The following is a 490-nucleotide window of genomic DNA, read 5'->3' on the forward strand; positions in this document are numbered from 1 at the left end:
GTGCAGCAGGAAGGGGAACTCTGGTGCGCTAATGCCTTTTATCTTTTTGATGCGCAGAAAGTCGCCTTCTACATTTTGACGGAAGAAAAAACGCGCCACGCGCAGATGAGTGGGCCGCAGGCTGCGGTTGCCGGAACGGTAAACGGTCAGCCGAAAACGGTAGCGTTAATTCGCGGTGTGCAGTTTAAAGGTGAGATCCGCAGGCTGGAAGGTGAGGAAAGCGACCTCGCGCGCAAGGCGTACAATCGTCGCTTTCCGGTTGCCAGAATGCTGTCGGCCCCGGTGTGGGAAATCCGGCTCGATGAAATCAAATTCACCGACAACACGCTGGGCTTTGGTAAAAAAATGATTTGGCTACGCGACTCAGGCACCGAGCAGGCGTAACGCCTCGCGGTTAAACGCTGGCAGATCGTCCGGTGTCCGGCTGGTAACCAGCTGATCTTTATCAACCACGACTTCCTGATCGTAAAATTCCGCGCCCGCATTTTTA

At 54.5% G+C, this 490-nt stretch carries 2 protein-coding genes; one reads left to right on the plus strand and one right to left on the minus strand.

The window, feature by feature from the left end:
• The coding region (locus tag K0039_RS25035) for a YhbP family protein (protein WP_228106836.1) at window positions 1-384 on the plus strand (384 nt) is incomplete at its 5' end.
• On the opposite strand, the gene K0039_RS25040 is transcribed toward K0039_RS25035, so the two are convergent.
• On the minus strand, window positions 364-490 hold a 127-nt coding region (locus tag K0039_RS25040), incomplete at its 5' end, for a DJ-1/PfpI family protein (protein WP_191675238.1). The genes K0039_RS25035 and K0039_RS25040 overlap by 21 nt on opposite strands.

This window comes from Terrisporobacter mayombei, assembly GCF_020748465.1.
GTDB classification, from domain to species: domain Bacteria; phylum Bacillota; class Clostridia; order Peptostreptococcales; family Peptostreptococcaceae; genus Terrisporobacter; species Terrisporobacter mayombei.